Below are 20,824 nucleotides of genomic sequence, written 5' to 3' on the forward strand. Positions count from 1 at the left end.
AATTTGTGGGGAAACTATTCCTTTGATACGATTGATTTGAATTATTCTGCTTCATGCGAGAAGGGAAGGAGAAAATATGAGGAAAATTATTTTAGCTTCAGGATCACCTAGGAGGAAGGAACTGCTTGAATTAGCTGATGTGCCATTTGAAATCGTTGTTAGTGAAGTAGAAGAGACGATTGGTGCATATTTATCACCTTCTGATATTGTTATGTCGCTTGCTTTGCAAAAAGCATCTGCTGTGGCAGAAAATCATAGTGATCACGTTGTATTAGGTGCAGATACAATTGTTACATATGATTCACGTATTCTTGGAAAGCCGTCTAATGAGGCTGAGGCGAAAGAAATGTTACGATTATTATCGGGGAAAACACACGAAGTATACACAGGTGTTGCAATTATATTGAAAGAAAAAACGGTAACTTTTTATGAACGTACAGAAGTAACATTTTGGGAATTAACAGAAGAGGAAATAGACGTATACGTTGCATCGAAGGAACCACTTGATAAAGCAGGAAGCTATGGAATTCAAGGTAAAGGGTCTATTTTTGTTCAACATATTCAAGGGGACTACTACAGTGTAGTTGGCTTGCCAATTGCGCGTCTTGTCCGTGAATTAAAACAGTTTGATAGCGATGTAACCCATGCGTAAAATTGCATGGGGTTTTCTTTAGGAGAAATCGTAAAAAAAGGGGTGGAGAGATGAACGGTATTCGTGATGTTGTGAGAGAAGAACAGCCACGGGAGCGTTTATTGTTAGAAGGAGCAGGAAGTTTATCGAATCGAGAACTTCTTGCAGTTTTACTCAGAACGGGTTCTAAAGAAGAAACGGTGTTAACGTTATCAGATAATATTCTACATCATTTTGACGGCTTACGAATGTTAAAGGATGCAACGTTAGAAGAGATGATGAGCATTCATGGTGTTGGGATTGCAAAGGCGTCGCAGCTTATGGCTGCTTTTGAATTAGGTAGAAGAATGATACGTTTAGAATATCAAAATAGATATAGTATTCGAAGTCCAGAAGATTGTGCGAGTTATATGATGGAAGAGATGCGTTTTTTGCAACAGGAGCATTTTGTTTGTGTAAACATACCATAAATACTAATAAAACTCTATGTCTAATACTTCCGTAGTTCCTTCTTTTTTATCTATTTTGATATTTTCTATAAACATACTCATAAAACGCTTTTTCTCACCTGAAGGTAGAACGGGCCAGTTATTTTTAATATTGTTTACAATCTCTTTTATAACGTCATTGTTCACGTCTTTGTTATTAGGTTTTAAAAGAAGTAAGTTTTCTTTTACTGAATCTAGTATGTGTTTTGTTTCTTTCATTCGTGCAGCAAATTCATCGTCTGTCATTAAATCATTAGACCAAGCTTTTTGGAACTTTTCTCTTTGGCGCTCTACTTTTGCAATTTGTTTTTTTAAAGTTTCTGATTCATTATCTTTTTTCTTTAATGGTGTAACTTTTTCAAAATGTAACGCAGAAATATAATCTAGGAAGGCCTTTTCTACTTTTTTTTCACTAGTAGCAAAAGCTTTCTTTTTGTTTAAGGCACAGGCTTGGCAACGATATTGGTTACTTTCAACATGCTGAGCATCTTTTTTTCTATAATACATAGATCGTTCGCTAGTTAGATGGTTACCGCAGTTTGGACAAATCAATTTCATCTGATAAATAAAAATAGAGCTAGTTTGTCGTTTTTTTAGGTTTTGTCGACTTGATAATATCTTTTGTAATTTCATAAATCTATCTTTTGTAATGATTCCTTGGTGAGCTCCTTCTATTATTTCATCAGACCATCTTATGGCCCCGTACATAGCGTGATTAGAAAGAATATCTAATATGGTACGTATATGCCACTTGTAACCTCTTATGGGCTTAATATAGCCGTCTAAGTGTGTGGAAAGTTGTCTTATAGAGTAACCTTCTTCGACTTTTCTTACCATATCTACAACAACTTTACCTTCTTCTGGATGTATAATGAGTTTGCTATGTTCATTTTTATCAAATCCAAATGGAGCCTTCGCTGAATATTCACCTTGTCGAGCTTTTTCTAATTGCCCCATTCGTACGCGTTCTCCTAAGTTTTCTCTCTCCCATTGTGCAAGCGCAGCAACTATAGTTATAAACATTCTCCCCATCGCGGTGGACGTATCGTATACTTCAGTCGCTGACTTAAAAGCACAATTATATTTGTCAAATTCATCAAGTAACTTGTATAGGTCCATAACGGACCGAGTTAAACGATCCAGACGATAAACGAGAACTGTAGTAATCAAACTTTGTTTAATATGATCCAACATAATACCTAATTGTGGACGATTTGTATCCTTTGCTGATACACCTTCATCCACATAGAACTTAAAATTATCCCAATCCTGGGCCACGCAATATGCTTTTAATTTTTCTCTTTGAGCCGAAATAGAGAAACCGTCTCTTGCTTGTTCTTCTGTACTTACTCTTATATAAATTCCAACCGTCACTTTTTATCTCTCCTTTAAAAAAGAGGACAGCTGTACTGGCTGTCCATTAAATTCTTAGCGCTAAGGATTTAATTAATCTAACTCTACGATGTAAAGAACTACTTTACCATGTATTTTTAAGTTCTTTGCATTTTCATAAGAAACCGTGTAATCAAAGAATCTGTTATCGTATGAGTCAGGTCTAAATATCACACGCTCATTTTCTTTATCATGGAAAAATCTTTTAACCGAGTAGTCTCCACCATTACTAAAAACAACTATATCTCCATTTTTAAGATCCGATAACTCTACTTTTTTAACAACAATTAAAGAACAATGTGGAATAATTCTATTCATTGAATCCCCATTTACTCTAGTTACAAATACATCTTTGTTTCCAGCCCATTTACCCATTAATGAATTTGGCATTGATATCTTTTCAAGTTCATTATCTGAGATTGAATCAACACAGTGTGGAAGACCAGCTGAGATTGATGTTGGAAAATAATTATATTGAGATTCCGCTATCATAGATGTTGTTTCATTAGTGCTTGTATATGGTTCCATTGTCGAAGGGAACAAGTCATTGATTGACACATCTAATGCATTTGCTATTGCAAATAACGCATCTTGTTCGGGTTCATTCGTTCCATTTTCATAAGATGAGATTGTATTATGTTTTTTTCCTATTCGTAAACCTAATTCCTTTTGAGTCATTTTCTTTAACTTCCTATAGTGCTTTATCTGTTGTCCTACATACTTAGAAATATCCTGTTTCATGAAGTTTCACCACCTTTCTAAATACATTATACCACATTTCATGAAGTTTTAAACAATAAATTTCATAAAGTATGAAAGTAATTGTTGAATATTGTCTTTTTTTCATGTATCATGAAAATCGTTAGCGAGGAGGTGGATAAAGTTGCAAGATAAATTAATATCTTTTCGTATGAGCAAAAGGGTGACTCAAAAGGATATGGCTGAATTATTGGGCGTTGACAAAAGAACATACATAAATAAAGAACATGGCGTTACTCAATTTAAAGCCAATGAAATGTTCTTAGTCGCTCAATATTTCGGTGCGGAAATCGAAGAAATTTTTTTACCTACAAACTTCATAAAACATGAAGTTTTAGTAGCGGAAGGATGAAATGGATGAAGCGATCTATATTAGATAATCCGCCAAGCGAAGAAACTAAGTTAAAAATGTTGGAATTCTTTATGGAAACTTTAGTTCCTCGTGTATTAGCTGCTCGTAAAGCAGAAGCAGAATCGAAGAAAGGAGGTAAATCTGCATGAACGGAGTATTCGCAGCGACAAGAATAATGAAAGCATCCCAAGTACGTAAGCAATATGTTGAGACGCGAAATGAAACGTCAGGTTCGTACTTGAAGGGAGGAAAGTTAAGTGAAGAATGGTAAAAAAACAACTAAGAAAGAGAAAATTCATATCAAGTCATACGATTTAAACCCCGATAATTGGTTAATCTTCAAAAAAGTAAGTAATGAATTACATTTAGTACATCGTTATACAAATACAACTAAAGTAATTCCCAATCTATAGATAGGAGGAAAACAACATGGATCAATTAACAGTAGTAAACGAACTACATATTTTAGGTGAAAAAAATATTGCAGGTTATCAATTCACTGGAATTGAGGGCGGATTTGGTGAAAGTAAGAAAGCGATGTTAGTAAAAGAAATTGCAGAAATTCATGGGCAACCATTTAAAGAAGTGAATCGCCGCATTAATGATAATCGAAATCGTTTTAAAGATGGTGTGGACATTCTTGATATTAGGGCTAGTGGTTTTGAGCCACTAGGTCGATTATTTGGATATACTAAGCAATCTTTTAATCAATCTAATAACATTTATCTACTATCCGAACGAGGATACGCAAAACTCTTAAAAATCCTTGAAGATGATACAGCATGGGAATTATATGATCAATTTGTTGACGGGTATTTCAACATGAGAGAACAACAACAAATCCCTACAGATCCAATGAGTGTTTTAAAACTAACATTCGAAGCGTTAGAAGGACAGAAACAAGAAATCCAGCACATTAAGACAGATGTGAAAGACTTGCGAGAAAACGCACCATTATTTGCGATTGAATGTGATGAGATTTCAAATGCTGTAAAACGTTGTGGAGTTGCTTTACTTGGAGGTAAAAATTCCAACGCCTATCGAGACAGAAGTGTTAGGGGTAAGGTTTATAAGGATATATACAGACAGTTACGTCGTCATTTTGATGTGAAGAGCCATAAAGCTATCAAACGTCGTCATTTAGGAGTAGCGAAAAACATAGTGGCGAGGTACGAATTGCCAATGGTATTAAGTGAAGAAATTACTTTTGCAAACTCACAAATAAACATGGCGGAAGTTCAATAGGAGGAAGTAGTATGCAAGAACAAAAGTATTTAGTCATTCATCATAGTGGGTTTGGTACTGCTAAGGTTTATGAATTTGAAACAAAGGATGGAGTAAAAGAACAAGTAACACAATTAATTGAGAATGGAGAAAGCCCTGGTTCTATTCGTATTACTAAAGAAATTCCAGTAAACATTCAAGTTAAAGTAGACGTTAATTTTGTGTGAACAAAAAGAAGCGTTCTTTAATTGGGTGGAGAGGAGTGCAACAGCATGATGGAAGATCCAATTTCATTATCAATCTTTACAATGATAATAGTTTTGAGTGCGTGGTTGTTTCACATCACATATGAGCCAATTAAAAAATGGGCTTGGAGTGATGTAGAACAAAAGAAAAAGACCCATGACAGTGGGTCCCTTTAGAAAAAACACTTGTTATTAGTATATCACGGAAAGCGAGCAAATAGTACATGCAGATAAACCTAGTGACTTATCAAGTACTGTTACCTCAAAAGTTTTGGGAACAAACAAATAATGAAGAGGAATTAAATCTGATGATTGAACAATACTTTAGTGCTGGTTACCCAAATTATGAGATTCAAGAAATTATTGAAAGCGGAGTAGCGCACATAGCGGTTTGCATAAGGAGGTAAAGACTATGTCTGAAGTAAAGGTGAAATGGATTAAACTTTCCGTAACGATGTTCGAGGATGAAAAAATCCGTCTGATTGAGAGCATGCCTGAAGCTGATACATTATTAATTATTTGGATTAAGATGTTGGCTCAAGCAGGGAAAACAAATGCAAGTGGGTACATTTTTTTGAATGAGAATATCCCATATACGGAAGATATGTTAGCAACACTTTTTAATAGACCTCTAAATACAGTTCGTATGGCATTAAGTATATTCCAGAAGTTTGGAATGATTAGTATTGACGAGAATCACTATATCAATGTGACTAACTGGGGAAAACATCAAAGTCTAGATCGATTAGAAAAGATGAAGGATGATACTCGAAAACGCGTAGCAGCACATCGTGAAAGAAAAAAACAAGAAGTACTGAATTGTAACGTTACATGTAACGATGTAGTAACGGACATAGATAAAGATTTAGATAAAGATATAGATAAAGATATAAAAAAAGAACATAGTCCTGAAAAACCTCAGGACAATGTTCAATCTATTCCATATCAAGAGATTGTTGATTATCTCAATATGAAAGCAAAAACCAATTATAAACATACATCTAAAAAAACACAGGATCTAATCAAAGCAAGATGGAAAGAAGGGTTCGGATTAACTCATTTCCAACAGGTAATTAATATTAAAACTTCACAATGGATTGATAATACAGAAATGAGCGGCTATTTGAGACCTATCACATTATTTGGAACTAAATTTGAAAGTTATTTAAATGAAAAACCTGTACAACGAAAAGGAACATTTAAAGGAGGACCAACTAATGCAAGCAATCAAAAAGATAGTAGCTTCATCGAAAAATACGACTTCAAGAAACGCTAGTCAAAGATATGTATTGTCTCCTAATAGATGCACGAATGTCTTTTTAGTAGGGAAAGAAAAATTTAAAGACGTTTGCAGTAAACGCATGTTGATAGATATAGAAACAAATGAGGAATTTTGTCCTCAATGTAGATCGGTAGAAAAAGAAGATCAGAAATTAGCTATAGAGACACTAGCTATAAAAAAGAAAAATGAAATCATTCATTTATATGATTCATTTGCTGATAACAGTTTAATAAATGACAAACTCAAAAAAGCCACATTTGAAAATTATGCACCACCTAAAAAGGAATTGGCTGATGCGAAAGAAATGATTATGAATTTTGTTACTTCATTCAATAAAGAAGAACCGACAAGCATGATTATTACAGGTGATTACGGAGTAGGAAAAAGTCATTTGTGTGTGGCAGCCACTAAAGAACTTATGAAAAAGGGTCACAGTGCAATGTTTATTCAAATGAATAAGCTATTTACTAAAATCAAATCAACTTGGAATAAAAACAGTGAAATGACAGAGGACAAGCTTATGTCCCTTCTAGCAAAAGTTGATGTCTTGATTATCGATGACTTTGGAGCAGAATTCACGGAGAAAGATAAAGAAGGTGTCACTTGGAAGCAAACGAAGACAAACGAAATTGTAGATAGCCGTATAGGTAAAAGTACTTTATTTACTACCAACTTTAACATTGGTGAATTGGCAGGAATGTATGGAGAACGTGATTTTAGTCGGATGATGGAAAATGCCGAAATGTTAGAAATGCATGGGGATAATTATAGATTGCGAAATTTTAAAAAGGGGGAATAAGCATGTGTGCATTATGTCATGATACAGGAATTATTCGTAAAGAAACTTATCCAGGTGTAATTGAAACGAACGGTTGTAATTGTGAAGTGGCAAAGCAACAACAAGAGGAAAATGATAAGCGTTGGGAAGCATGGTTAATAAAATTTGAATCAATGAAACAATCATTAAAACAGAAACAGCAAAAAGCTAGTTAACAAGGGGGAGCAAGGTATGAAAAACACAGGTGTTGCAAGAAAAGTGGACGAGCTAGGGCGTGTAGTAATTCCGGTAGAGTTACGCAGAACTTTGGGGATTGCTGAAGGAACGGCACTAGACTTTCATGTTGATGGGGAAAACATCGTTTTAAGAAAACATGAAAAGTCATGCTTTGTAACGGGTGAAGTTTCCGAATCAAACATGGAATTGCTTGGTGGTCGAATGTTTTTGAGTAAGGAAGGGGCAAGTGAGTTACTTAACCTTCTTGAAAAGAGTGAGATAGCACATGCCTAAGCAATTAAATATTTTCGATGTAGAGCCAGACATTTGTCAGTTCGATGTAATGAAAGCGAATGTAAAGAAAGGAACTGGACGCACTACATACGCAGATGTACGCGTCCAAGTTCCAAAGAATGCAAAGTGTACGGATGAATTACCACGAGAGACAAAACCAGATCCACGATATGAGACGTTTGAGGAATATGCAATAGCAATATGGCGGTTTCAACGTTCATTAGATAGATTGTTTAATTGGGAGACAGCTGAAGAATTGTGTAAGGCAGCAAGGGATAAAAAAGAAGCTATTCCGGTAAGAATTTATTTAGGAAGTGGCTTTAAACCTGATGTTGTCGAGTACATGCGGTAGTAAAAAGGAGATGGACATATGAAAAAAATAGAAATTGATGTTACTAGCAATAAGCTCTATGTAGTTAAGGATGGAAATGTTATAGCAGTTAATCCACCGGTGAGCGGATTTGGTGAACAAGTTGCGGTTTGGGTTAATGGGAAGGTTGATCGCGTGGATACTAAGTTTACTGAAAAGATAAAATAAACATTTTTAGAAGGTGGGTTCGCATATGAGCGTAGCAAGAAATCATGAAGCGATGAAGGAATCACGTTTGAAAATATACATCGCTTTAGAAGAAGCTAACTTCATTTGGGATGAAAGGGACATTATATGGTTTCGTGAAATGTGGAAACAAGATATGAGTTTACCAGAAATGGCGAAAGCATTAAGAAGACACCAATCAGAAGTAGCGCTTCTTGTAATAGATCAGGCTGATAAATATATGATTGAAAACCGTCCAATTGGATTAGGAGTTTGTTAAAGAGAGGGGAAAGCAAAATGAAAGCAATGGAAAACGGTGTATATGCAACAACTAAATTAGTTAGTGAATCAAAGGGAGGACAAGCTGTAATGAATATCAATCAAATTTGTGAATTAGATCAATATCAGGAAGCAACATTACGTACATGGAATACAAATAACGATTTTGGTGGACGTGTATTAAATGCATCCTTAGGGATTACAGGAGAAGCTGGTGAGGTTGCTGATATTGTAAAAAAAGCTATTTTTCACGGTCATGGATTTGATCCAGCACATTGTCCAGGAGAAGAGAACGGGAATACTCACAAATTGGCTTTAGAGTTAGGGGATATCATGTACTATATCTCCATTATGGCCCACGAAATGGGATATACATTAGAAGATATTGCTCAAATGAATATCTCTAAATTGGCAACAAGGTATCCGGATGGGTTTAGCAGGGAAGCAAGTCAAAAACGTGTTGATGTGAAGTAAGACCAAATTTGAATTTTATTAAGAAATGGGGAATGAGAAATGAACGATTACTACATTACTCCAGAAGATTTCGAACGAGCAGAAGAGAACGGCATCAGTAATGAAACTTTGCGTCAGCGCGTCTACGGACGTGGCTGGCCAAAGGAAAAAGCGATTACTAAGCAAATCACAAAGGGGACAGGATGGAGGAAATATAAACGTGTCGCTGAGGAACATGGGATTTGCTATAGAACATTTGCAGATCGTATAAGAAAAGGAATGGAGCCATATGAAGCGGCAACGAAGCCGATAATGGATAATAAAGAAGCTGTTAAAGTCGCTAGAGAGAGCAAGACAGATACAGTGTTCACTGAAGATCAGGTACAAAGAGCAGAGAGAAACGGGATTTCAAGGGATTTACTTTGGTGCAGAGTTAGACGATGGAAATGGGATGTGGAAGTTGCGATTAATACGCCAGTTCTTACACCATCGCAAGCAGCATCAAGAGGATATCAAGCGAGTCCTTTCAATTATAGAGGAGCAAACACATTTTGGAATAAGAAACAAGCGTAAAGGGGAATGGGGAAATGATAGAACAAGTGGAGATCGAAGGGCAATTATCCATGTTTGAAATGGATGAGACGAAAAACAAGCTGTACGAAGTGTTGGAAGCTAACAACTACAATTACGAGATTCAGAGTTATTACATGCACAATGATTACAGGGGATATGTTAAGTACTTTTATGCTAGAACGACAGATAACGAAATTATTGATCTGTGCTTGAGTGATTTTCCAGAAGTGTTTGCGATACATAAAGACCTTTCGGATATTGAGATCAAGAACATCTTTAAAGGAAGATTATAAAAATTTCATTTTGTAGAAAAGGGGAATGTGAGATGGCTAGATATTTAAAAGTTAAGAGAGATACAGAGTTGCATAAGGCATTTTCGGAATATGCAGCAGACATAGAATTGTTAGAACAAAACAAAGGGAAGATGGAAGGGTTTTTAAAGTGTGAAGTAAACGAAAATATGTCTCATTCTTCTTATTTAAGTTTAAGAAGTGTCCCTGAAGAGTTAGAATCAGAGTTTAGAAAAAGACCAGATAGACAAGGATTCCGTGCAGTGAAAGTTCGTTCGAAGTTAAAAAAAGAATGGGACAAATTCATCAAGGAAATAGGAATTGAATTCCGTGACATAAGACAGATCATTTTTAAATTCAACTTATCTTCAGCCTTCGGAAAACCAGCGTTGAGTAGGTATTACAAGATGAATAATGATTTCTATTTTGAAGCAGAAGAACAGAGATATGACGATGAAAAAGTTCATGAAGATATGGAATTTATTTCGGAAATAGAATTCATGGAAGTTCGCACAGCATTTTTGAAAGAAAGTGCTTAATTAAAAGAGCAGCTAGCAAAAGCTAACTGCTCACCTCTCGACCAAGAGAGCTAGAGTGGGAAGAATTTAAAACAACCTTTTAAATTCTTCCATAGTATCGGAAAAAAATTAGAATTTTATTCACTTAAAACTTAAATTAGGAAGTTCAATAATTGATTGTATCTATAGCATAGACAAGTTTTAGAAATTTATTCAAGGGGGAATGGATATGGCGTCTGGTTGTATCATAGCTGAATGTCCTATTTGTGAGGATTTGGTATTTGAAGATGAATGGATACTTGATCAATATGACAACGTGGTTCATGAGAGATGCCTTAAAAAAAGGAATAACAACAATAAAACGATTCATCTGTTAAATCAAGAAATAAAAAGGCTTGAGAAGAGAGTAAATGAATTGGAAGAGCAAAATAAGAGCGGACAGATGACATTGTTTTAAATAAAAGAGCAGCTAGCAAAAGCTAACTGCTCAGGTTAAGAAATGGGTTGTCTACAGTATTGACGTAATATTGAGTTTTATTCAGGGAGGTAGAGGGAAATGAAAGTTATAGTACATTTTGTCCATGGCGGCCAGAGAGAGCTGTATGTTTCTGATGAAGAATTCGAAAACGAGTTTGGACCAATTTTTAACCAAATGTATCAGAAATCAGATTGGCAAACCGGATGTATTCAGTTTCAAAACGCATTAATTCCTAATAGAGAAATTAAATTTATAGAGTTTAAGGAACCACCAGAACCACCAAAATTGCCAAAAAACCAAACAAAATAATCCTTTGAGTAGAAAGTGAGGTTAGGAGAAATGTCTAAATTAAAGAAAAAGAAAACCAGAAAAGCTATTGCTCGACGTGCGAAATCCTTTGAAAAATATAGAGTTAAAAGCGCTTGGAGAAACATTTTTGTACAAGCTGGTATTTTAAAGTGAAAAGAAACTGAATATAGTCCGGCTAGAAAACTAGAGGACATCAATTTTTAGAGCAGCAATAAAGCTGTTTTAAGAAATGGTGTCCTCTTTATTTTGTGAAGGGAGATGGGGAAATGAAGGTGCTAAGAGATCAATTACGTGAGTGGAAAAAGCAATCAGAGCAAGAGAAAAAGAAAAACAAGAAAAAACGAAAAGAGAAATTAAGCACTCGTGATATTGAAGATTTAATGGGGATTCGTGGACCACGTTATGAGCGTAGACGTGGAGCGTTAAGACAAAAGTAATTTAAAAATAAAAAGGAGTGGTCTTACATGACTAAACAATTATCTTTCTTACCAAAAATCGATAGAACGGCAACACAAGAAGAATTAGAAGGTGTGTTGGAAAGCGTACGTATATATAGACAATTTGGGGTGATGCGTAAAGAAATGAAAGTCACTCCTTCTTATGAAATGCGTGAGCATGGTCCTACACATGCAGTTGGTAAACCGTTAGAAGATGTTGCTATAGCGAATATTCAACAAAGTAAACGAGAAGAGTGGCTTGGAATAATGTCAACACGTATTCATCAATTTCTAAACCGATTAGGAAACGGACGTGCAGGAAGTATCCAAAGGGATATTATTTGTAAACGTTATTTAGAAGAAGAGGATGTATGTGATTACATGGTTTATAACGAAATTGGAATGTCAGAGCGTACTTATCGACGTTGGAAATCTAAAGCGTTTTATAAACTCGCTTTTGCACTTGGATTAGAAGTTTACGAGACGGAAGAGACTGGAGGTAATGAATAATGAATTTTGTTCAGCCAATACGTGATCCAGAGCAAATACAACAAATTAAGGAACATCTAAAGGAAAAGAGTGAACGTAATTATATTTTGTTTGTAATGGGAATTAATACAGGTTTACGTATAAGTGATATTTTAAAACTAAAAGTTGGAGATTTAAAAGGTAGTCACATCTCAATGCGTGAAATGAAGACAGGTAAGCAGAAGCGTATACAGATTACAGCAGCACTAAAGAGAGAACTTCGATGGTTCAATGAAAATAGAGAAGATGATGAGTATCTATTGAAAAGTAGACAGGGGAAGAATCGTCCAATTGGCCGCAGTATGGCATACAAGATATTAAGTGGAGCCGCAGCAGAGTTTGGATTAGATGAGATAGGGACGCATACTTTGAGAAAGACGTACGGGTATCACATGTACATGCAAACCAAAAACATAGCATTACTTATGGAGATATTCAATCACTCGTCAGAGAAGGTCACGTTACGTTATATAGGTGTAAATCAAGATGCAATGGATAAAGCAATGAGTAGATTTAAAATCTAAGCATTGTTTTTTCTTTTTAATTCATACAGTTACTCATAAATTTTGTACTGTGTAACTCAAAAGAGAAAGTCTTATGAATTCAATGATGGCAATGGATTTCGCGAAGGGGTCAGTTACACAGAATATAAGATATGGGTAAGTGAAGAGGGTGATTGAGGGAATATTCTTTCCATTGTGATAAAATAGATATGAGAATATTAAAATATGGGAGTGATTAAAATGAATATTTCAAATCAAGAAAGATTTAATGCAATGGAAGCGATTTTCAAAAACGCTAGGAGTTTCATTGTAAATAAAGTGAAAGAAACATCGACATATAAAGAATATGATTTGTTAACAATTAAAAATAATGAAAAAGAATTGCATCTACTATTTGAGGAAATAAATGAACAATTAAGAAATAATGACAATACATTAGAACTTATGAAAAATCCTCAATATAACAACTTAATGAATAAAGCTGATAACTTATCCAAGGAACAAATCTGTTTTGGAAAGATTAAAGCAGGACTGAATTTAGTAACAAAAGAGATTAAAGTAATAGTAGAAACGGAAAAGGAAAATAAAATTTTTATCTATGATGAGCAAAGGTATATGGATGATTTAATTGATTATATGGATGAAATTAATAAAATTGCTCATAATGAATGGAAATAAAATAATTAAGAAAAGTGTGGCAGAGTCGTGACCGCTTTTTGGCAGTAAATGTGCCGGTTGTTTTGGAATTATCGTGTTATATTTATATTGTGAGTAGTGGCGGAAAACATTACTCACAAGATTCCAGATAATCGAAAATGGATCGTCATTACCGGTGGCGATGGTTGCAGATTGGATGAACAGTTGTTTCTTGATTTCACATTCAATTGCAATTTACGTTGTGTAAACGGAGAAGGGCTTTTGCTCTTCTTTGAGCTAACAACATCCTAGGTAGACAGAATGAGGGAGCCTGATAAGCGGACCAAGAGTGTCTGTCGTGGTTGTTAGTTGAAAGAAGAATAAAACTTCATTTACCGTAATCAAAGTACAAATTAATAATTGAGAACAAGGCATCCATTCGGGTGCCTTTTATTTTGGAGGAGGATGAAGGATGGATGAAATTGATTTAAACCATAGATATTGGTGTTTTGGGTTCGATCAATATTATCCTTGCGGTGGATTTGCTGACATTCATATAACTACTGATTCTAGAGAAGAAGCGATTAAGTGGTATGAAGAAGAAAAAGAACACATCGACAATTGTGAGGTTTGGGATTCTGAAGCTCGTGAGTATATAGATGAAGAATGATAAAGGGTGAGAGTAATGTGTGAGCATAAGTATCAAGTGCTAGATAGTGAGACTACTACTTTTTATTCAGATGATAAACAATTCATCAAGGGAGTCTCTGCTACTTTCTACTGCGAGAAGTGTCTTGATATTACACGTCGTGATAAAAGAATTAGTAAAGGTCATCACACTGTGAGAAATAACAGTAAACAGAGTGGTGGGACAATTAAAGGTGTAGGCACTGTAACTCATAGTAGTTATTGTTAGATTGCGAGGGGAATGAATGGCAAAGGAATACGCAAAGAAGTTTTACAAATCTACAGCATGGAAGAAGTGTAGAAATTCCTATTTTAATTTAAGACACGGTTTGTGTGAGAGATGCACAGTGCGACCAGGTAAGATTGTTCACCATAAGAATTACATAACACCAGAGAATATTAATGATCCAGAGATTACGTTGAGCTTTAGTAACCTAGAGCTATTGTGTCAAGACTGTCACAACCGTGAGCATCATGAGAAGAACAGTCCAGTTGTTGAAGGTGTAATGTTTGATGATAATGGGGATTTAATTAGGAGGGATTAGGAATGACATTACGTAGTTATGAAGTTACTTTAAAGGATGGTAAGTCAGAGGTTGTTAACGGGAAAGTATTTCTATTTAGTGAGAGCAATGCAGTAGTTCCAATAGCAACTAATCTTAATGTATACAATGCTAACCTAGTACAGTCTATTAAAGAAGTTAAACAAGAGTCGTGTACAGAAGGACAGTATGAAGGTGTAGCTTTAACGAAGGTAGAGAAAGCTATTGCTCTTAGTATAATCTTTAATGCTATTGATAATAAGGAACTAGATGGACATGTAAGTAAAGAAAAAATAACGGACGTACTTAAAGTATTTGAAGAGCTACAAGAAGATACAGAACCAGAGGAAGAAAAAGAAGCTCATATAAATATAATTAATAAACTAATTGATAATTTATCAGCAGAAAAGAATCAGGAGCAAAAAGAACCAAGCCCCCCCTTTCAAAAATAAATCAAAGACCCCTAAGGGGACCGATAGGGGAGCTTCACGTAACACACGGGTCATTTCTATAGGGGGTGTGGTCATGAAAGGAGTGGAATTTTATGAGTGATAATCTAGATATAGAAAAAGAAAAACGAATTAAGAGAGAGATGACACGATTAAACAGTTTATTGAAGAATTTAGATCCAAAGAAGAAAAGAGCTATTTCTTCACTCATAAAAAATGCTGCTTTTATGGCTGTCACTTTAGAAGATTTACAAGAAGAAATAAATAAGAATGGGGTTACGGAGCAATACCAAAATGGAGCAAATCAATTTGGTATTAAGAAATCCTCAGCAGTAGAAGTATACAATACTATGATAAAAAACCACGTCCAGGTCATGAAGCAATTAACTGATTTGTTACCAAAAGAGCAACCTAAAGAAGAGGACGATGGATTTGATGAATTCGTGGCTGATAAATGAGTAAACGAGTAAGAAAGCAGTACCCGTTAACTTATAATCCAATCATTGAGTATTACAATCAAATCGAATCTGGAGAAGTAATTGTATCTAATAAAGTTAGGCGAATTTATAAGAAGCTTGTTGACGATGTGTATGATACTTCTTCTGTATTTGAGTATGATGCTAAGAAAGCGAATCATGTAATAGAATTTATTGAGAATTTTTGCAAACACTCAAAAGGTAAATGGGGCGGTAAGCCCATTGAATTAGAGATTTGGCAAAAAGCATTTTTAGCAGCTTCGTTTGGATTTGTACATAAAATTGACGGTACAAGAAAGCACAGAGAAATACTTTTAATAGTAGCTCGTAAAAATGGGAAATCAACAATTGCTTCTGGAATTGGATTGTATTTACAAGTGGCTGACGGAGAACCTGGTGCCGAGATATATGCGGTTGCTACTAAATTAGACCAAGCGAAATTAGTTTGGTTAGATGCAAAAAGGATGGTTAAGAAATCACCTGTATTATTAAAGCGAATTAAACCGCTTGTTCGTGAGTTGAACGCAGATTTTAATGATAGTACGTTTAAACCATTGGGAAGTGATTCGGAAACACTTGATGGTCTTAATGTTCATGGAGCAATGATGGACGAAATACATGCTTGGAAAGATAAGAATCTATATGACGTTATAGTGGATGGTACTTCCTCAAGGGAACAACCAATGATATTTATGATTACAACAGCTGGAACCATTCGTGAATCTGTTTATGATATGAAATATGAAGAAGCGGAGATGCTTTTAAATGGTTTGGATGATCCAGATGGTTATAAAGATGATCGTTTCTTGCCGATTATATATGAATTGGATAAAAGAGATGAATGGACTGATAATGCCAAATGGGCAAAAGCTAATCCTGGTTTAGGTACGATAAAAAAAACGGATCAACTTGAAACAAAAGTAAATAAAGCAAAAGCAAATTCGTTATTAGTTAAAAACTTATTAACAAAAGATTTTAATATTCGTGAAACAAGTACAGAAGCTTGGTTAACATTTGAACAATTAAATAATAAAGCTATCTTTGATATAGTAAAATTAAAGCCTTCTTATGGGATTGGTGGTTGCGATTTATCTTCAACAACCGATTTAACCGCAGCGAAGGTTATTTTTATGCTTCCAAATGATCCGCATATCTATGTTAAACAGATGTATTGGCTCCCGGAGGATTTACTTGAACAAAGAAGTAAAGAGGATAAAATCCCCTATAATTTATGGGAAGAACAAGGATTATTAAGAACGACACCAGGCAACTCAGTACATTATAAATTTGTGACTGAATGGTTTTTAGAAATACGTGATGAATACGGTATTTATATTCCGTGGATCGGTTATGATAGATGGTCCGCAAAATATTGGGTAGAGGAAATGGAAGGCTACTTTGGTAAAGAAGCAATGATTCCAGTTGCCCAAGGTAAACAAACACTTTCTAGCCCTATGAAACTATTAGGAGCAGATTTAGAATCAAACTTAGTAAATTATAATAATAATCCTATTGATAAATGGTGTTTATCAAACACAGCTATTGACGTTGATAAAAACCTTAATATACAGCCGAACAAAACAAATAATCAACGTAGAAGGATTGACGGAACCGCAGCTCTTTTAAATGCATATGTGGTACTTCAAGAGAAACGTAATGATTACCTAAACATGATTTAAGGGAGGTGAGAAATTGGGGTTATTTAACAAGATATTCGGTAAGAAACAACCGCCTACTACAACTCGTTTTGAAATGATAAACGACAATGGAGGGGGCTTTTTTTCGTGGGGCGGAGATATCTATCAGAGCGATATTATCAGGGCTTGTATACGTCCAAAAGCAAAGGCTGTCGGCAAACTAGTTGCTAAACATATAAGGGATAATACGAATGAATTTAAAGTGAATCCTGAGCCATATATCAGATTTATTTTAGAAGAGCCGAACCCGTTAATGACAGGTCAAATATTTCAAGAAAAAATGACTATTCAATTAGAGTTGAACCATAATGCATTCGCTTATATTAAGCGCGATGAACTAGGGTTTCCAACTGAAATTTATCCTATACCATGTGTAACTGTAGAAGTTGTAGAAGGAGTTCAAGGTGATATTTTTCTCACTTTTTATTTTAAAAATGGTAAGAGGATGACTGTTCCATATGTAGATATTATCCATCTTAGAAAAGATTTTAACGAAGATGATTTTTTTGGTGAACATCCAGGTAAAGCATTATCGTCACTAATGGACATTGTTACAACTACTGATCAAGGAATTGTAAAAGCAATTAAAAATAGTGCAGTGGTGAAATGGATACTAAAATTTAAATCTGTTTTAAAACAAGAGGACATCGATACGCAGGTTCAAAATTTCAAGAAAAATTACTTGAGTATTGATAACGAAAATGGTGGAGCGGCTTCATCTGATCCTCGTTATGATTTAGAGCAAGTTAAACCAGAAGCGTTTGTTCCAGATTCCAAACAAATGCAAGAAACAACTCAAAGAATTTACAACTTCTTTAATACAAACGAAAAAATCATACAAAGTAAATATACAGAAGATGAATGGAATGCTTACTACGAATCTGAAATTGAGCCATTAGCAATGCAGCTTGCTGGAGAATTTACCAGGAAGCTTTTTTCACGTCGTGAACGTGGGTTTGGTAACAAAATCATTTTCGAAGCAGCAAGCCTTCAATACGCTTCTATGTCAACAAAGATGAATTTAGTTCAAATGGTTGATAGAGGGGCGATGACACCGGATGAATGGCGTTCCATTCTTTCACTTGGACCAATTGAAGGTGGATCTAAGCCAATCCGAAGACTAGATACAGCGCTAGTTAAAGACGGAAAGGTAACTGATAAAGGAGGTGGGAACAATGGACAAAACGGAGACAAGGGAAATAGTAACGCAGAAGATTGAAATCAGAGAAGATGACAATGGAAATCGGACGCTTATAGGCTATGCAGTAAAGTGGGAAAAGAAATCTTTAGTCATGGGATATTACCGTAAATTTCGTGAGCAATTCAAAAATGGAGCATTTACAGAAACGTTGCAAAATGATGACCAACGTTTTTTATGGTCTCATGATACGTCTAAAGTACTAGGAAGAACCAAGAATAATACTTTGCGTTTAAGTGAGGATGCTGTGGGCTTGCGCTTTGAATTAGATTTACCAGATACAACTCTAGGCAATGATACTTACAAATCTATTAAGCGTGGAGATGTAGATGGTGTTTCGTTTGGATTTAGCATGATAAGTGAAGAAATCCAAGAGCCAGATGATGATCTTATGCTACGAACTGTTACAAAAGCAAAACTATTAGAAGTAAGCGCAGTAGCTTTTCCAGCATACCCAGATTCAGAAGTAAGCGCTAGGGGATATGATCCTTATAAACACTTTACAGAAGAAAAAAAGCGCTCGGAAAAGCGTAAAAGACTATATTTACAAACATTATTATAAAAGGTGGACATTAACATGAACAAAGAACAATTATTAAAACGTAAATCTGAAATTGGTGAATTATTAGGTGATGAAACTCGTTCTATTGATAACCTGGAGGCAATTGAAACAGAGTTACGAGACATTAATGAACAGTTGGCAGCAATTGAAAAACGTGAACAACTTTTAATTGAGGCACGATTTATTAATGAAGGTAATGCAGCAGGTGCTCATAAGATTGAGACTTTTAGTACAGATCCATCGAAGGAGAAACGTGAGCTTGGTACAGATTCCCCTGAATATCGTAATGCCTTCATGAATTATGTGTTACGTGGTGAAGCAATTCCGACTGAAATTCGCGCAAATGCAGTTACAAAAACGGGTGATGTTGGCTCTGTTATTCCACAGACTGTGTTAGATAAGATTATTGAAAAAATCGAAGCTGTAGGAATGATTCTTCCATTAGTTACTCGTACAGCTATTAAAGGCGGAGTGACTGTACCAACTTCATCAGTTAAACCAGTTGCAACGTGGGTTGCTGAAAGTTCTGGAAGTGATACGCAAAAGAAAACTACTGGTAGCATTACTTTTAACTACCATAAATTACGTTGTGCTGTAGCGGTTTCACTTGAAACAGATACGATGTCTCTTGCAGTTTTTGAAACGACGTTAATTAATAACGTTGTGGCAGCAATGACAAAAGCAATTGAGCAATCTATTATTAGCGGTGATGGAACAGGTAAACCAAAAGGTATTCTTACAGAGACTCCTGTTGATGGACAAGCTTTGGATGTATCTAAAATTGAATATAAAACTTTAACAGATGCAGAGGCGGCTTTGCCACTTGAATATGAAGCAAACGCGGTATGGACAATGACGAAAAAAACATTTATGGCATTTTCAGCTATGACAGATACTGCTGGACAACCAATTGCGCGTACTAACTATGGTATTTCAGGAAAACCAGAGAGAACTTTACTAGGACGTTCAGTTGTACTTTGCAACTATATTGAAAGTTTTTCAACTTCATTGGAAAAAGGAGCTCCATTCGCTTTCCTATTTAACTATCAGGATTACATCCTTAATACAAACTATCAAATGGGCGTTAAAAAGTATGAAGATAATGATACGGATGATTTGGTAACAAAAGCAATTATGATTGTGGATGGAAAAGCCGTTGATTTTAATTCCCTTGTTGTTCTTAAGAAAGCTACAGGAACTACTACACCCTAATGCGCCCCAAGGGTTAAGGAGCTCTAATCTAACGGATAAAAGTGTGAAGTTGGATTGGAGCCCTTAATTATTTGGGGAACAAAAGAAAGGAAGGTATAAATGACAACAACTTATAATGTGTATCGAAATGGAAATAAAGTGAAAGAAGGACTCACCGAAACGACATTTACTGACACGGGATTAACTCCAAATACAAGTTATTCTTATCAAGTGTCAGCTGTGAACGATGCAGGGGAAAGCGCCTTGTCTGAACCACTATCAGTAAAAACACCATACAGTGCACCTACTGGTGTTTCAGTAAATAAAGCAACAACAACCATCGTTACAGGTGGAAATGAAACGCTAACAGCTACAGTAGCACCGGCAACAGCAAATCAAAGTGTAACGTGGTCTTCTAGTTCGTCCGCTAATGCGACAGTTGATGAAAAAGGTAAAGTGACTACTGTGAAAGCTGGTAGTGCGACAATCACCGCAACAAGTAAAGTAGATAGTTCAAAGTCATCTAGTTGTGTAGTAACAATCAATGATCCAGTTGTAGCAGTAACTGGTGTAACCCTAGATAAAACAACAGCAAGTGTGGAAGTAGGAAAAACGGCTCAACTGACAGCTACAGTAGCACCAGCAAACGCAACAAACAAAGCTGTAACATATTCTTCTTCAGATGCAGCGAAAGCAACTGTGACAAATGCAGGACTTGTAACAGGCGTAGCCGCTGGAGTAGCAACAATTACTGTAAAAACAACAGATGGTAACAAAACAGCAACTTGTGTTGTTACTGTGACAGCTCCAGCAGGTGCTTAA

General features: G+C 35.5%; 40 protein-coding genes. 38 read left to right on the top strand and 2 right to left on the bottom strand.

Features of this window, described 5'->3' with window-relative positions; all coding sequences use genetic code 11:
• Nucleotides 1–76 precede the first annotated feature (76 nt).
• Together MKX77_RS02270 and MKX77_RS02275 are read left to right on the top strand one after the other, a co-directional pair.
• Nucleotides 77–652 (top strand): Maf family protein, encoded by a 576-nt coding sequence (locus MKX77_RS02270; RefSeq protein ID WP_002112047.1) that lies wholly within the window; start codon nucleotides 77–79, stop codon nucleotides 650–652.
• A gap of 50 nt (nucleotides 653–702) precedes the next feature.
• Entirely contained in the window at nucleotides 703–1,101 is a 399-nt protein-coding gene (locus MKX77_RS02275; RefSeq protein ID WP_341305709.1) for a UPF0758 domain-containing protein, read from the top strand.
• A gap of 3 nt (nucleotides 1,102–1,104) precedes the next feature.
• On the opposite strand, the gene MKX77_RS02280 is transcribed toward MKX77_RS02275, so the two are convergent.
• Nucleotides 1,105–2,493: a recombinase family protein gene (locus tag MKX77_RS02280; protein ID WP_341305710.1), complete on the bottom strand. Its 1,389-nt coding sequence runs from the start codon at nucleotides 2,491–2,493 to the stop codon at nucleotides 1,105–1,107.
• A 72-nt stretch (nucleotides 2,494–2,565) separates the two neighbouring features.
• A complete protein-coding gene (locus MKX77_RS02285) occupies nucleotides 2,566–3,252 on the bottom strand; it encodes a helix-turn-helix domain-containing protein (RefSeq protein ID WP_341305711.1) in 687 nt (228 codons plus the stop codon).
• A gap of 142 nt (nucleotides 3,253–3,394) precedes the next feature.
• Between MKX77_RS02285 and MKX77_RS02290 the strand changes: the two genes are divergently transcribed.
• The 36 genes from MKX77_RS02290 (at nucleotide 3,395) to MKX77_RS02460 (ending at nucleotide 20,824) form a co-directional block, all read left to right on the top strand.
• On the top strand, nucleotides 3,395–3,622 hold the full coding sequence (locus tag MKX77_RS02290; RefSeq protein WP_341305712.1) for a helix-turn-helix transcriptional regulator: 228 nt from the start codon (nucleotides 3,395–3,397) through the stop codon (nucleotides 3,620–3,622).
• Between the two features lie 5 nt (nucleotides 3,623–3,627).
• Nucleotides 3,628–3,771, top strand: coding sequence for a hypothetical protein (locus tag MKX77_RS02295; protein ID WP_341305713.1), 144 nt, complete (start codon nucleotides 3,628–3,630; stop codon nucleotides 3,769–3,771).
• The gene (locus tag MKX77_RS02300; RefSeq protein ID WP_341305714.1) at nucleotides 3,768–3,893 is read left to right on the top strand and encodes a hypothetical protein; all 126 of its coding nucleotides are present in this window, start codon (nucleotides 3,768–3,770) and stop codon (nucleotides 3,891–3,893) included. Before MKX77_RS02295 ends, MKX77_RS02300 begins: the two co-directional genes overlap by 4 nt.
• Entirely contained in the window at nucleotides 3,880–4,035 is a 156-nt protein-coding gene (locus MKX77_RS30590) for a DUF6906 family protein (RefSeq protein WP_445819099.1), read from the top strand. The genes MKX77_RS02300 and MKX77_RS30590 overlap by 14 nt, the downstream gene beginning before the upstream one ends.
• A 16-nt stretch (nucleotides 4,036–4,051) precedes the next feature.
• Nucleotides 4,052–4,867: an ORF6C domain-containing protein gene (locus MKX77_RS02305; RefSeq protein ID WP_341305715.1), complete on the top strand. Its 816-nt coding sequence runs from the start codon at nucleotides 4,052–4,054 to the stop codon at nucleotides 4,865–4,867.
• An 11-nt stretch (nucleotides 4,868–4,878) separates the two neighbouring features.
• Nucleotides 4,879–5,073 carry a hypothetical protein gene (locus tag MKX77_RS02310; RefSeq protein WP_341305716.1) on the top strand — a complete coding sequence of 65 codons (195 nt, stop codon included), beginning with the start codon at nucleotides 4,879–4,881 and terminating at the stop codon, nucleotides 5,071–5,073.
• Between the two features lie 45 nt (nucleotides 5,074–5,118).
• A complete protein-coding gene (locus tag MKX77_RS02315) occupies nucleotides 5,119–5,268 on the top strand; it encodes a hypothetical protein (protein ID WP_341305717.1) in 150 nt (49 codons plus the stop codon).
• 47 nt (nucleotides 5,269–5,315) lie between these two features.
• Nucleotides 5,316–5,498, top strand: a complete 183-nt coding sequence (locus tag MKX77_RS02320; RefSeq protein ID WP_341305718.1) for a hypothetical protein — start codon at nucleotides 5,316–5,318, stop codon at nucleotides 5,496–5,498.
• 5 nt (nucleotides 5,499–5,503) lie between these two features.
• Complete coding sequence (locus MKX77_RS02325) at nucleotides 5,504–6,367, top strand: phage replisome organizer N-terminal domain-containing protein (RefSeq protein ID WP_341305719.1); 864 nt, start codon at nucleotides 5,504–5,506, stop codon at nucleotides 6,365–6,367.
• The gene (locus MKX77_RS02330) at nucleotides 6,309–7,172 is read left to right on the top strand and encodes an ATP-binding protein (protein WP_341305720.1); all 864 of its coding nucleotides are present in this window, start codon (nucleotides 6,309–6,311) and stop codon (nucleotides 7,170–7,172) included. The genes MKX77_RS02325 and MKX77_RS02330 overlap by 59 nt, the downstream gene beginning before the upstream one ends.
• A gap of 2 nt (nucleotides 7,173–7,174) precedes the next feature.
• Nucleotides 7,175–7,366, top strand: coding sequence for a hypothetical protein (locus MKX77_RS02335; RefSeq protein ID WP_341305721.1), 192 nt, complete (start codon nucleotides 7,175–7,177; stop codon nucleotides 7,364–7,366).
• A gap of 16 nt (nucleotides 7,367–7,382) precedes the next feature.
• A complete protein-coding gene (locus MKX77_RS02340; protein WP_341305722.1) occupies nucleotides 7,383–7,661 on the top strand; it encodes an AbrB/MazE/SpoVT family DNA-binding domain-containing protein in 279 nt (92 codons plus the stop codon).
• Nucleotides 7,654–8,013: a cell division protein SepF gene (locus MKX77_RS02345; protein ID WP_341305723.1), complete on the top strand. Its 360-nt coding sequence runs from the start codon at nucleotides 7,654–7,656 to the stop codon at nucleotides 8,011–8,013. The genes MKX77_RS02340 and MKX77_RS02345 overlap by 8 nt, the downstream gene beginning before the upstream one ends.
• Before the next feature lie 18 nt (nucleotides 8,014–8,031).
• Nucleotides 8,032–8,199, top strand: a complete 168-nt coding sequence (locus tag MKX77_RS02350; protein WP_002192984.1) for a DUF3954 domain-containing protein — start codon at nucleotides 8,032–8,034, stop codon at nucleotides 8,197–8,199.
• Nucleotides 8,200–8,224: 25 nt separating this feature from the next.
• Complete coding sequence (locus tag MKX77_RS02355) at nucleotides 8,225–8,476, top strand: helix-turn-helix domain containing protein (protein WP_341305724.1); 252 nt, start codon at nucleotides 8,225–8,227, stop codon at nucleotides 8,474–8,476.
• 17 nt (nucleotides 8,477–8,493) lie between these two features.
• Nucleotides 8,494–8,949, top strand: a complete 456-nt coding sequence (locus MKX77_RS02360; protein ID WP_341305725.1) for a nucleoside triphosphate pyrophosphohydrolase family protein — start codon at nucleotides 8,494–8,496, stop codon at nucleotides 8,947–8,949.
• 39 nt (nucleotides 8,950–8,988) lie between these two features.
• A complete protein-coding gene (locus MKX77_RS02365) occupies nucleotides 8,989–9,501 on the top strand; it encodes a hypothetical protein (RefSeq protein ID WP_341305726.1) in 513 nt (170 codons plus the stop codon).
• Nucleotides 9,502–9,515: 14 nt separating this feature from the next.
• Nucleotides 9,516–9,794 (top strand): hypothetical protein, encoded by a 279-nt coding sequence (locus MKX77_RS02370; RefSeq protein ID WP_341305727.1) that lies wholly within the window; start codon nucleotides 9,516–9,518, stop codon nucleotides 9,792–9,794.
• A gap of 32 nt (nucleotides 9,795–9,826) precedes the next feature.
• The gene (locus tag MKX77_RS02375) at nucleotides 9,827–10,330 is read left to right on the top strand and encodes a hypothetical protein (protein WP_341305728.1); all 504 of its coding nucleotides are present in this window, start codon (nucleotides 9,827–9,829) and stop codon (nucleotides 10,328–10,330) included.
• A gap of 208 nt (nucleotides 10,331–10,538) precedes the next feature.
• Nucleotides 10,539–10,766, top strand: a complete 228-nt coding sequence (locus MKX77_RS02380; RefSeq protein WP_341305729.1) for a hypothetical protein — start codon at nucleotides 10,539–10,541, stop codon at nucleotides 10,764–10,766.
• A 99-nt stretch (nucleotides 10,767–10,865) separates the two neighbouring features.
• Entirely contained in the window at nucleotides 10,866–11,096 is a 231-nt protein-coding gene (locus tag MKX77_RS02385) for a hypothetical protein (RefSeq protein ID WP_341074584.1), read from the top strand.
• Nucleotides 11,097–11,126: 30 nt separating this feature from the next.
• Complete coding sequence (locus MKX77_RS02390; protein WP_002138060.1) at nucleotides 11,127–11,249, top strand: DUF3983 domain-containing protein; 123 nt, start codon at nucleotides 11,127–11,129, stop codon at nucleotides 11,247–11,249.
• Between the two features lie 113 nt (nucleotides 11,250–11,362).
• Nucleotides 11,363–11,533, top strand: a complete 171-nt coding sequence (locus tag MKX77_RS02395) for a hypothetical protein (protein WP_002138059.1) — start codon at nucleotides 11,363–11,365, stop codon at nucleotides 11,531–11,533.
• Nucleotides 11,534–11,560: 27 nt separating this feature from the next.
• Nucleotides 11,561–12,043 carry an ArpU family phage packaging/lysis transcriptional regulator gene (locus MKX77_RS02400; protein WP_002138058.1) on the top strand — a complete coding sequence of 161 codons (483 nt, stop codon included), beginning with the start codon at nucleotides 11,561–11,563 and terminating at the stop codon, nucleotides 12,041–12,043.
• A complete protein-coding gene (locus MKX77_RS02405) occupies nucleotides 12,043–12,585 on the top strand; it encodes a site-specific integrase (RefSeq protein ID WP_264539679.1) in 543 nt (180 codons plus the stop codon). The genes MKX77_RS02400 and MKX77_RS02405 overlap by 1 nt, the downstream gene beginning before the upstream one ends.
• A gap of 204 nt (nucleotides 12,586–12,789) precedes the next feature.
• Entirely contained in the window at nucleotides 12,790–13,242 is a 453-nt protein-coding gene (locus MKX77_RS02410) for a hypothetical protein (protein ID WP_341305730.1), read from the top strand.
• 430 nt (nucleotides 13,243–13,672) lie between these two features.
• Entirely contained in the window at nucleotides 13,673–13,870 is a 198-nt protein-coding gene (locus tag MKX77_RS02415) for a hypothetical protein (protein WP_341305731.1), read from the top strand.
• A 15-nt stretch (nucleotides 13,871–13,885) separates the two neighbouring features.
• A complete protein-coding gene (locus MKX77_RS02420) occupies nucleotides 13,886–14,116 on the top strand; it encodes a hypothetical protein (RefSeq protein WP_341307993.1) in 231 nt (76 codons plus the stop codon).
• A gap of 16 nt (nucleotides 14,117–14,132) precedes the next feature.
• On the top strand, nucleotides 14,133–14,432 hold the full coding sequence (locus tag MKX77_RS02425; RefSeq protein ID WP_341305732.1) for an HNH endonuclease: 300 nt from the start codon (nucleotides 14,133–14,135) through the stop codon (nucleotides 14,430–14,432).
• A gap of 2 nt (nucleotides 14,433–14,434) precedes the next feature.
• Nucleotides 14,435–14,881 carry a hypothetical protein gene (locus tag MKX77_RS02430; RefSeq protein ID WP_341305733.1) on the top strand — a complete coding sequence of 149 codons (447 nt, stop codon included), beginning with the start codon at nucleotides 14,435–14,437 and terminating at the stop codon, nucleotides 14,879–14,881.
• 92 nt (nucleotides 14,882–14,973) lie between these two features.
• Entirely contained in the window at nucleotides 14,974–15,336 is a 363-nt protein-coding gene (locus MKX77_RS02435) for a hypothetical protein (RefSeq protein WP_078176353.1), read from the top strand.
• A complete protein-coding gene (locus tag MKX77_RS02440) occupies nucleotides 15,333–17,033 on the top strand; it encodes a terminase large subunit (protein WP_341305734.1) in 1,701 nt (566 codons plus the stop codon). The genes MKX77_RS02435 and MKX77_RS02440 overlap by 4 nt, the downstream gene beginning before the upstream one ends.
• A gap of 13 nt (nucleotides 17,034–17,046) precedes the next feature.
• Nucleotides 17,047–18,270 (top strand): phage portal protein, encoded by a 1,224-nt coding sequence (locus MKX77_RS02445; RefSeq protein ID WP_341305735.1) that lies wholly within the window; start codon nucleotides 17,047–17,049, stop codon nucleotides 18,268–18,270.
• The gene (locus MKX77_RS02450) at nucleotides 18,227–18,811 is read left to right on the top strand and encodes an HK97 family phage prohead protease (protein ID WP_341305736.1); all 585 of its coding nucleotides are present in this window, start codon (nucleotides 18,227–18,229) and stop codon (nucleotides 18,809–18,811) included. Before MKX77_RS02445 ends, MKX77_RS02450 begins: the two co-directional genes overlap by 44 nt.
• Before the next feature lie 15 nt (nucleotides 18,812–18,826).
• Nucleotides 18,827–20,023, top strand: a complete 1,197-nt coding sequence (locus MKX77_RS02455) for a phage major capsid protein (protein ID WP_341305737.1) — start codon at nucleotides 18,827–18,829, stop codon at nucleotides 20,021–20,023.
• A 99-nt stretch (nucleotides 20,024–20,122) separates the two neighbouring features.
• Nucleotides 20,123–20,824: an Ig-like domain-containing protein gene (locus tag MKX77_RS02460; protein WP_341305738.1), complete on the top strand. Its 702-nt coding sequence runs from the start codon at nucleotides 20,123–20,125 to the stop codon at nucleotides 20,822–20,824.

Origin of the sequence: Bacillus sp. FSL R9-9410 (genome assembly GCF_038050385.1) — a bacterium.
In the GTDB taxonomy this organism is placed as follows: Bacteria; Bacillota; Bacilli; order Bacillales; family Bacillaceae_G; genus Bacillus_A; species Bacillus_A cereus_U.